Annotated in this window: 7 protein-coding genes and 1 pseudogene; 4 read left to right on the forward strand and 4 right to left on the reverse strand. The window is 69.7% G+C overall.

Translation table 11 applies throughout. The features are described from left to right. Positions 1-3 precede the first annotated feature (3 nt). Both ACWGIF_RS29615 and ACWGIF_RS29620 read left to right on the forward strand, forming a co-directional pair. Positions 4-1,704 (forward strand): GMC family oxidoreductase, encoded by a 1,701-nt coding sequence (locus ACWGIF_RS29615; protein ID WP_453502053.1) that lies wholly within the window; start codon positions 4-6, stop codon positions 1,702-1,704. Beyond that, complete coding sequence (locus ACWGIF_RS29620) at positions 1,701-2,375, forward strand: histidine phosphatase family protein (RefSeq protein WP_453502055.1); 675 nt, start codon at positions 1,701-1,703, stop codon at positions 2,373-2,375. The genes ACWGIF_RS29615 and ACWGIF_RS29620 overlap by 4 nt, the downstream gene beginning before the upstream one ends. 301 nt (positions 2,376-2,676) lie before the next feature. Here the strand turns inward: ACWGIF_RS29620 and ACWGIF_RS29625 are convergent, their stop codons facing one another. The 4 genes from ACWGIF_RS29625 to ACWGIF_RS29640 all read right to left on the reverse strand — a co-directional run bounded on the left by ACWGIF_RS29625 (position 2,677) and on the right by ACWGIF_RS29640 (position 6,449). Then, positions 2,677-3,360 (reverse strand): response regulator, encoded by a 684-nt coding sequence (locus ACWGIF_RS29625; protein ID WP_453502057.1) that lies wholly within the window; start codon positions 3,358-3,360, stop codon positions 2,677-2,679. Between the two features lie 75 nt (positions 3,361-3,435). After that, positions 3,436-3,603 (reverse strand): hypothetical protein, encoded by a 168-nt coding sequence (locus tag ACWGIF_RS29630; protein WP_453502059.1) that lies wholly within the window; start codon positions 3,601-3,603, stop codon positions 3,436-3,438. A gap of 66 nt (positions 3,604-3,669) precedes the next feature. After that, complete coding sequence (locus ACWGIF_RS29635; RefSeq protein WP_453502064.1) at positions 3,670-5,628, reverse strand: amino acid transporter; 1,959 nt, start codon at positions 5,626-5,628, stop codon at positions 3,670-3,672. A gap of 527 nt (positions 5,629-6,155) precedes the next feature. Then, positions 6,156-6,449: a hypothetical protein gene (locus ACWGIF_RS29640; RefSeq protein WP_453502061.1), complete on the reverse strand. Its 294-nt coding sequence runs from the start codon at positions 6,447-6,449 to the stop codon at positions 6,156-6,158. A 175-nt stretch (positions 6,450-6,624) separates the two neighbouring features. Between ACWGIF_RS29640 and ACWGIF_RS29645 the strand changes: the two genes are divergently transcribed. Both ACWGIF_RS29645 and ACWGIF_RS29650 read left to right on the forward strand, forming a co-directional pair. After that, the gene (locus ACWGIF_RS29645) at positions 6,625-7,998 is read left to right on the forward strand and encodes a YibE/F family protein (RefSeq protein WP_453502062.1); all 1,374 of its coding nucleotides are present in this window, start codon (positions 6,625-6,627) and stop codon (positions 7,996-7,998) included. Positions 7,999-8,788: 790 nt separating this feature from the next. Then, positions 8,789-9,769, forward strand: a pseudogene (locus tag ACWGIF_RS29650) (glycoside hydrolase family 26 protein); the annotation flags it as partial. Positions 9,770-10,142 lie beyond the last annotated feature (373 nt).

The raw sequence follows: 10,142 nt of genomic DNA on the forward strand, positions 1-10,142 counted from the left end.
CGTATGGACACCACCTCCTACGACGTCGTCATCGTCGGCGCCGGGGTGGCCGGCGCGCTCGCCGCCTGCCGCATCAAGGAAGCCAAGCCCCAGGCCCGCGTGCTGCTCCTGGACGCCGGCGACAACGGCTTGGACGACGGCCAGCGCGCGGCGTTCGTCGACGCCTACCAGCTCTCCGCGGCCAAGAACGTCCCCTCCCCCTACGCCGCCCTGCGCAACAACAAGGACGGCTACGCGCCTTCCTCGGACGGCGTCGGCGACCCGGTCGCGATGAACCGCTACTACGTGGAGACCGGGCCGGACCTGTACAAGAGCGGGTTCCAGCGCATGGTCGGCGGCAGCACCTGGGCCTGGCGCGGCAACAGCCCCCGCTTCCTGCCCAGCGACTTCCAGATGAAGACCCGCTTCGGCGTCGCAGTGGACTGGCCCCTCACCTACAACGACCTCGAACCCTTCTACGCCCAGGCCGAAAACGAACTCGGCGTCTCCGGCCACCGCGCCGAATGGGAGACCGCCACCCCCCGCAGCACCGACTTCCCGATGCCCGGAATCGTCGCCAGCTACGGCGACGAACTCGTGCGGACCGCGCTGGCCTCCCTGGAAGAGATCGACGAGGTGCCCATCACCGTCGTGACCACCCCGCAGGCCCGCAACTCCCGCGACTACCAGGGCCGGCCCGCCTGCCAGGGCAACTCCAGCTGCATCCCCGTCTGCCCCTCCGGCGCGAAGTACGACGCCTCCGTCCACATCCTGCGGGCCCGTGACGAGCTCGACGTCGAAGTGCGCACCGGCTGCACCGTCACCCGGCTCGTCCCGCGCCCCGGCAACGCCTCTCCCGCGGTGGTCTTCCGTGACTGGACCACCACCGACCGCCCCGAGCAGCAGGTCAACGGCGCCCACGTGGTCCTGGCCCTCAACGCGATCGAGACGCCGAAGCTGTGGCTGCTCTCCGGCCTGGACAACCGCAGCGACCAGGTCGGCCGCAACCTCATGGACCACCTCGCCGAGGAAGTCGTCGGCCTCTTCGGACAGCCCGTCTTCCCCTTCCGCGGCCCCCAGTCGACCCTCAGCATCGAAACCTTCCGCGACGGCGACTGGCGGCGCACCACCGGTGCCTTCCGCATGACCATCGGCAACGACGGCTGGGGCCGCTTCGAATCCCCCGCCGCCGCCCTCGACAAGCTCATGTGGGACCCGGCCGCCAAGCGGCTCAAGCACTACGGCGACGACCTGCAGCACCGGCTCGCCGAGCGCGTCACCCGCATGATGCGGATCGGCTTCTCCACCGAGCAACTCCCCGACCCGGCCAACCGCGTCACCCTCTCCGACCAGCGCGACGGACTCGACGTACCCCGCCCCAAAATCGCCTTCAAGATCGACGACTACTCCAAGCGCGCCCTCGCCTACGGGCACTCCGTCGCACGCCGCATCTGGGAACATCTCGAACACACCGCCGGGGCCGAGGAAGTCGAACCGCTCCAGCCGACGCTGAAGTACAACGGCGCCGGACACCCCATGGGCACCACCCGCATGGGCACCGACCGCGCCACATCCGTCGTCAACCCCGACGGCCTCTCCCACGCCCACCCCAACCTCTGGGTCGTCGGCTCCTCCGTCTTCCCCACCGGCAGCACCGCCAACCCCACCCTCACCCTCGCCGCCCTCACCCTGCGCACCGCCGACAAACTCGCCGCCACCCTGTGACAGCCGGCCCCGCGAACATCACGGCACGGCTGGTCATCGCCCGCCACGGCCAAGCCCGGTGCAACGTCGAAGGCCGCGTCGGCGGCCCCCGAACCTGCACCGGGCTCACCGAAACCGGACACCACCAGGCAGCCCTGCTGGCCGCACGCCTCGCCGCCGAACAACGCAACAGCGGAGCGGTCTTCGACGCCGTCCACGCCAGTCCCCGCCGCCGAGTCCGGGAAACCGGCGCCGCTCTCGCCGACGCCCTCGGCCTACCCCTCCGGATTGACCCAGGCCTGGACGGCCCCCGCCACGGCGACGCCGACGGACGGCTGTGGCGGGACGTCGAAGACGCCTTCCGCGGCGCCCCCGACACGCACCCCGACCAGCCCTATGCCACCGGCTCGGAAACCTGGACCGCCTACCTGGGACGGGCCACCACCCACCTCGCCGAGTTCCTCAGCCGGCACCGGGGCCGCAGCCTCCTCCTGGCCGGCCATGGGGAAACCGTCCACGCCGCCTGCCACCTGCTGCTGAAGATCCCCGCCGACGCGAGTCCCGTGATCGGCTTCGGCACCGACCACGCCTCCCTCACCCGCTTCGAACGCCACCGCGACCGCTACGGCAACGAACGCTGGGTTCTCGCCGCCCTCAACGACACCGCACACCTCGCACCAGCCCGCGCCTAGCTACCAGCGGCGCAACCGGGCCGCGCGTAGGCGGTGACCGCCTCGCCGAGGGAGAGCTCCGGCCCGTCGGCGGCTGCTCTTCCGCAGCCGTGCTCGTGCAGCCACGCCGCCCGGCCCCGGGGCCCGCTCGATCGTCCATGCCCACCGCGGATCAACCCCCGGTGCGGGCGGCGCGATCCGCACTGGATCCACCGGCGGTACGGCGTGCTGGACCTGGACTGGGCACCGGCGCTGCTGACACGCGTCGGCGAGGTGGCAGCCCGAGGACCTGGGGAATTGCGTGACCGTCGGGCGGCGACGGTCAGGGTTCGAAGCGGTATCCCATGCCCGGCTCGTTGATCAGGTATCTGGGATGGGAGGGGTTTGCCTCTAGTTTGCGCCGGAGCTTTGCCATGTAGGCCCGCAGGTAGTTGGCGTTGTCGGCGTATGCCGGCCCCCAGACCTCCAGAAGCAGTTTGCGCTGGCTGACCAGGTGGCCGGGGTGGCTGACGAGGATCTCCAGCAGGTGCCACTCGGTGGGGGTCAGCCGAACACTGTGCTCAGCGCGCCGGACCTTCTTCTCGGCAAGGTCGATGGTGAAGTCTTGGGTGATGACCACTGGGGACCGGTCCGCGGCGTGGGGCATCGCCTCCTTGCGGGTGGCGGCGCGGAGCCGGGCGAGCAGCTCGTCCATGCTGAACGGTTTCGTCACGTAGTCGTCCGCGCCCGCGTCCAGGGCACGGACCTTCTCCTGCGAGGTGCGCCGGGCGGACAGGGCCAGGATGGGGACTTGGCTCCAGCGTCGGATGCTCTTGATCACATCGATGCCGTCCATGTCCGGCAGACCAAGGTCCAGCAGGATGACATCGGGTGTGCGTGCAGCGGCGGACCGCAGCGCGTCGGCTCCGGTGCTGGCTTCCTGACACTCGAACTTCCGGGCCTGGAGGTTGATTTTCAGCGCGCGGAGGAGTTGAGGGTCGCCCTCCACCACGAGCACCCGAGTCATGGGGTGAGCCTTTCCTTGGGGTGGGGGAATTGACGCCAGGCTGATACGGGGCCGGAGAGTGCGGGCGTCACCGCCTTAAGGGCGGTAGATCATCTCTGTCAGGAACGCCACGATCACGGTCCACACGCCGAAGCCGAGCAGCCACCACCATTCGGTGGCCAGTCCTGCTGTGATCATGGCGGTCGCGCCGAGGGTGAGGACGATGATCCTGATCCGCATGTGGCGGTCCGGCGTGGAGGTCATGGTCTGGCATGCCTTTCGGTCTCCGCGCCCCGGCAACCTTGGGGTGGCCGCGTGCGGGTGCGGTGGTCAGCCTCCGACGTGGATGCCGGGGCGGCGGGCGGGGTCGGGTTCGTGGCTGCGGATGATCTCGCGTGTGACCGGGGCGGTGTCGCCGCGGCCGAGGAGGAAGTAGCGGACCATGTGGACCAGCGGGCTGCCCTCGGCCCAGGCGAAGTAGCAGTGCGGCTGGACGCCGGTTGCGTCGCGCAGGGCCAGCAGGATGGCGGCGATGGCGTTCGGCGCGGCCGGCGCGGCCGCGCGCAGGATGCGGTAGCCGTCGACTTCGGCTCCGTGGACGGTGAGGGTGTCGCTGAAGTCCGAGGGGTCGATCACGTCGATCTCGAGGAAGATGACGTCGGCGCGGCCGGGGACCGGGTTGACGCCGCGCTGTTCGCGTTCCTTGTCGCTGTACTCGGCGACGTCGCCGGCCTGGCGGCGGTTGGCGATGAGGTTGATGGCGTTGTCGTGGGCGAGGGTGTCGTCGATGAACCGGCGGGCGGCCTCGTCGAAGACGATGCGGTCGGCGCGCAGTTCGGTGGTGCGCGAGACCCGGGAGATCAGCGACACGACGATGATCCCGGCGATGAAGAAGCCGGAGATGACGATGCCGTCGGGCTTGTCGATGATGTTCGCGACCAGGGCGTAGAGCAGGACGGCTGTGAGCAGGGCGAAGCCGACGGTGGTTGCGCGTCGGCGGTGGCGTGCGACGGAGACGGTGACGGCGAAGGCGCCGGAGACCATCATCGCGAGGATGCCGGTGGCGTAGGCGCCGGCCTGGTCGTCGACGTCGGCGTCGAAGGCGATCGTGATGAGGATGCACAGGGCGGTGTAGACGATCACGACGGGGCGCACAGCGCGTCCCCATTCAGGGGCCATGCCGTAGTCGGGCAGATAGCGCGGCACGATGTTGACCAGCCCGGCCATAGCGGAGGCGCCGGCGAACCACAGGATCAGAATGGTGCTGATGTCGTAGACAGTCCCGAACGCCTCTCCCACATGCTCGTGGGCCAGCCACGCCAGCGCGCGGCCGTTGGCGGCGCCCCCCGGCTCGAACAGCTCGTGCGGGATGAGGAGCGTGGTGACGAAACTCGCCGACAGCAAATAGACGCTCATGATGAGCGCGGCGGTGGTCAGCAGCCTGCGGGTGTTGCGGATCCGCGAACGCAGCCGCTGCTCAGCGTCGGCGCCCTCTGCTGCGACGAGCGGCATCATGCTCACGCCGGTCTCGAAGCCCGACAAGCCCAGCACCAGCAGCGGGAAGGCCAACAGCGCCGGACCCACCAGGTCACCGAAGCCTCCTCCGCCCGCGGCGAGGGCGTCGGTCCACGCCGACCAGGCCCCCGGCGTGGTGAAGACGTGGGTCAGGCCGATGCCGATGACGACCGCGTTCAGCACGAGGAAGATGGCGACCAGGGGGATGGCCACGCTGACCGCCTCGCTGAACCCGAGCAGGAACACCCCGCCCAGGACCAGCAGCAGCGCGACGGTGAGCGCGACCTCGTGGCCGTGCAGGACGGCGGGGAAGAAGGGGTTCTCCACCACGTGGACGGAGGCGTCCGCGGTGGAGAGGGTGATCGTGATGATCCACGAGGTGGCGACGAAGCCGAGCAGGATCAGCACGAACAGCTTGCCCCGCCAGAACGGCAGCAGGTCCTCCAGCATCGCCACCGAACCGGCGCCGTGCGGGCTCTCCTTCGCCACCCGCCGGTACATCGGCAGCATCCCCAGCAGCGTCAGCGCCACGATCAGCAGCGTCGCCAGCGGCGAGACCGCCCCTGCGGCCAGAGCCGCGATCGCAGGCACGTAGGCGAGGCTGGAGAAGTAGTCGACGCCAGTCAGGCACATCACCTTCCACCACGCGTGAGGCTTGGCATGGCCCTCACCCGCCGCCGGCCCCACCGGCTGCACCTGGTGCCGCAGCAACCACCGCGCCAGCCCGCCGGACGGCTCAACGCGCGCTACAGGGCTGTCCACCACCTCCGGCATACCCGCGTGATCCGCGTTCCTCATATCCCCCATCAACCCTTCCCTGCCTGTCCAGCGCACCACACGGCCACCAGTTCAAAGCCGCGACGATCACCGAGTATGAGCCTGCCGCCGAGGCGCACCCGCACCGGACAAACCAGCCTTATTGCCCGCCCTGCCCTTGTGCTCAGCGCACCACGCCCACCACCCCGGCTCCATCTCCAGCCCCAACAAGCCACGTAATTACGGGCAAAGCACCGGCCAGCGAACCGTTCCAACGCCCCCATGCATCGTGCCCGGAGGACACCGCAGCGCTTCTTGCCGACTCCCGACTCCCGAAATTTCTTACGCATCCCTAACGCCCGGCACGGCCAGCGAAAACTCCTCCAGCGGGGCCCGGCCGCCCCCTGTAGCGGGGCCCCGGAGCAGCCCAGCGCAGCAGCCGGGGCTCTGCTTCCGCCGGGGCCACCCCGCGCCCGCTCAGCGGATGATGGAGGACATCCGACACAGCATGCTCATCGCCGTACCACCCGCTGACCTCGACCCGCTCAACCCGCGAACAGCTGGAGTGGACCGCCGAGGAGGTGACCGACTTCGGCGGAAGTGCCACCGTGTGGATCGCCCACCCGGCCGCCGCGGGCCACGAACAGCAGCTCGTCGAGGCCATGACGCAGGCCCGGGCCGCCGAGTATCAGCAGGTCCTCGCCCGAGCCGAAGCCGCCCGGCAGGGAGACGACGCCGAACGGCGGCGCGCGCTGACCAGGCTCCGGGCCGAACTGCGGCGCATCCAGCGCCGTGACTACTACCCCTTCTGGCGGCGGACACGGCGCCTCGGCCCCCATCCTCACCCTGCAGCCGGCCGCACCCGGAGCCCTGGTCGGTACACGAATCGCATAGATGCCGACTCCCGTGTGACCTGCGAGAACGCTATTACCCGGCTTGAAAGTAGCCTCCACGCCAGCGTTATCCGTGGAGTGCTCAACGGTGGGCCCCCTCATCTTTTGCGATGATCTGCTGGTGACGCCCTCGCCGCAGCCCCCCATCGAGCCGACCGAGCCCCCTGGTCATACCGGCCGCGGGCACCCAGGGCCCGAGCCCGCCTCCAGCCACTCCCACGGCCACGGCCCGGCGGCTCCCGTCTCGAAGCACCTGCGCAAGGTCATCGCGGCCGTACTGATCCCCTTCGCGGCCGCCGTCTTCGTCGGCATGGTGGTGCTCTGGCCGGGCGGCGCTCCCGCCCACGAGCGGACCGGGGTGGGCTTCGACCGGCAGACCCAGCAGGGGACGGTCGTCTCGCTCGAACGCGTCGACTGCAAATCCGTGAACGCCGCGCAGGTACCGCCGACCGGTGACACGTCCACTCCCTCGGGCCGCGAGGCCCAGGCCGCGCAGACGGGTGAGTGCAAGAAGGCCACCGTCGAGGTCGGCACCGGACCGGACAAGGGCCGGACCTTCGTCGAGATCGTCCAGCCGGGCGCGCCACGGCAGTTGGAGGACGGCCAGGGGGTGGTGGTGGCGTACGCGCCGGACGCACCCAGTGATCTCCAGTACTCCGTGATCGACGTGAACCGCAAGCTCCCGCTTGCGGTGCTGGCCGGCATCTTCGCCGTCGCCGTGGTCGTCGTCGGCCGGATGCGCGGGCTGTTCGCGCTGATCGCCCTGGTCATCAGCTTCGGTGTGCTGACCCTCTTCATCCTCCCGGCCATCCTCCAGGGCTCGAACCCGCTGCTCGTCGCGATCGTCGGCGCGAGCGCCATCATGCTCATCGCGCTGTACATGTGCCACGGACTGACCGCGCGCACCTCGGTCGCCGTCCTCGGCACGCTCGTCTCGCTGCTGCTGATCGGGCTGCTGGGCTCGGTGTTCATCGACTGGGCGTTCCTCAGCGGCAACACCGACGACAACACCGGCCTGATCCACGGGCTGTACCCGGAGATCGACATGAGTGGTCTGCTGCTCGCGGGCATCATCATCGGATCGCTGGGCGTGCTCGACGATGTGACGGTCACCCAGACTTCGGCGGTCTGGGAACTCCACCAGGCAGACGCGGCGATGGGGCGGCGAGCCCTGTACCGGGCGGCGATCAGGATCGGCCGCGACCACATCGCCTCGGTGGTCAACACCTTGGTACTGGCCTACGCGGGCGCCGCACTACCGCTACTCCTGCTTTTCTCGATCGCGAACAGCAGTATGGGTTCGGTGGCCAACAGCGAGCTGGTGGCGGTGGAGATCGTACGGACCCTCGTGGGCTCGATCGGCCTGGTGGCCTCGGTCCCTCTGACCACGGCACTGGCCGCGCTGGTCGTTTCCGCCGACAGGCCGGGCTCCCCGGTCGCCCGGCCGGCTTCCGGGCCGGTCCGCGGCGGCCGGGGCCGACGGCGCAAGCGCTGAATGCTGCCGCCGAAGGAAGGGGCCGTCGGGCGGGGCCGGCTGGTCAGGTTGCGGGGTTGGGTGTTGTGCCGCCGGGGGCAGCCGGCGTTCTGCTCGTTCTGCTTCGACTCGGCCAGGACTGCCGAGCGCCTCGTCGAGGTTAAGCTCACAGTCGCCGGTTCGGCTCCGGCCCGAGCGGAACAAACAGGTCTCGGTGCGGTCGAGGAACGCGACGAGCGGCGCCGCGTCGGCGCGGAATGGGCCCAGCCACCACCGCCCGGAGGCGGATGTCCGCATCCGGCGGCAGGGCCAGCGGCCAGCGTCCCAGTGATTCAAACGAGCGTTCGTCCGTTCTGCGGGTCGGGCCCGATAGGCGGGTTGGGCCGGCACCGGTTCCCTGGAGGAGGTGTGGAACCTCGACGGTCCACCGCTGGCTTGTTCGGGTCGGCCCGTCTTTTCCCAGGGCGGCCTTCGCAGGGCGAGGGGGAGCGGGCGGGCGAGGCGGAGCCAGGTGTGTGCGGCGATGGCCAGCCAGGTCCAGCGCTCGGCGGCCTCCGGGTCGCACTCGCGCGCCGTCGGATCCGACCCTGAGCGCCAAGGCATCTGTCAGCAGTCACCGAGGGTGGCTGCGAGGGCATGGTCGCTCGTTGGGGTGATGCCTGCCGCGTCCGGTCCATGGGCCCGCGCAGACGGTTCACAGTGGAGGGCTGAGGGCGACGGGGGGGCGAGTCTGCGGAGGCTGTCCGCCTGGGAGTACGTATCGGACGTCTCCTTCCGAACATCAATTCAGAGCGAGAGTTGGGGAGACGCCATGGCCAATCGACCACGTCGTAGGTTGGCCGGCACCTGTATAGCCGCGGTCACGGCGGGCTTGCTGGCTACCTGGGCGGCCCTCGCCTGGCTGCCGGAGACCGACTCCGAGGGAGGCTCCGGGACCAGGGTCACGATGGGGGCCTATCTCCATTACGGGCCGCCCGGCGTGCAGCGGATGGAGGAGCTCTCTCGCTGGCTGAGTGGCACCGAACTGCGGGTCGGGCACACCTACCTGCCGGGAGACGTGTGGTCGAACATCGAGTCCTCCCCGGATTTCCTGGGCAGCTGGGCGCGGTGGCGCCAAGCCAAGGCCGACCGGCTGTTCGTGCTGAACGTGCCCATGCAGGAGCGTAACGAGGCCGGTGTGCCCGACGATGAGGTCGCCGACCTGATCAGGGCGGGCGCGCAGGGGGAGTTCGACCATCATTTCAGACGGCTGGCCGAACAGTTGGTCCAGGCGGGGGTGCCGGACACGGTGATCGTGCTCGGCTGGGAGATGAACGGCACCACCTACACCCACCGCTGCGGCCCCGACCCGGAGAACTGGAAGGTGTACTGGCGGCGGATCGTGACCGCCATGCGTTCGGTGGACGGCCAGCGTTTCGCCTTCGACTTCGCGCCGAACCGGGGTACCGACGCGGTCGGCTGGACGGAGTGCTACCCAGGTGACGACGTGGTCGACATCATCGGGATGGACACCTACGACCAGGCGCCGGGACGCACCTTCGACGATCACGTCAACCAGCCGTACGGGCTCCAGGCGCACGTCGATTTCGCGAAGGCCCACGGCAAGCCGATCTCATACCCGGAGTGGGGACTGTTCCGGCACGGCGACAATCCCGACTACATGCGGCGCATGCTGGCGTGGATCGCCGAGCACAAGCCGCTCTACCACAGCATCACCGACTACTGCCCGCACGGCGTGTGGCAGTGCCAACAGAACCCGCGATCGGCGCAGGTCTTCCGCCAGGCGCTCTCGGGGCATTGAGCGAAACGGAGGCCGGCGGGGTCGGGGACGCGGCGGAGGACCTCGCCGGCCTGAAGGCCAGGCCAGGCCAGGCCGGGAACCCGGGCACGGTCCGCCGGCAGGTGGGCGTGCCACTCTTCCTAGCTGGTCGAGCAGCCGCCAGGTCGGTAGCGATCGGCACACGAACGGGATCTCCGGCCGTATCCGGCCCAACCCGGCCTGCGCGCAGTAGTTGGCGCGTGGGCTCCGTCGCTCTTAAGAGGTCCTAACAGAAGCTGTTGATCATGTGACTTTCGGTTCGGATGGTCGTTGGTCTGGCCGTGGGGAAACGTCAGTCGCGGCCGTGGATCGTGTCGGATGAACTGTGGTCGCTCATCGAGCCGTT

The sequence above is a fragment of the Streptomyces sp. NPDC054849 genome (assembly GCF_053610945.1).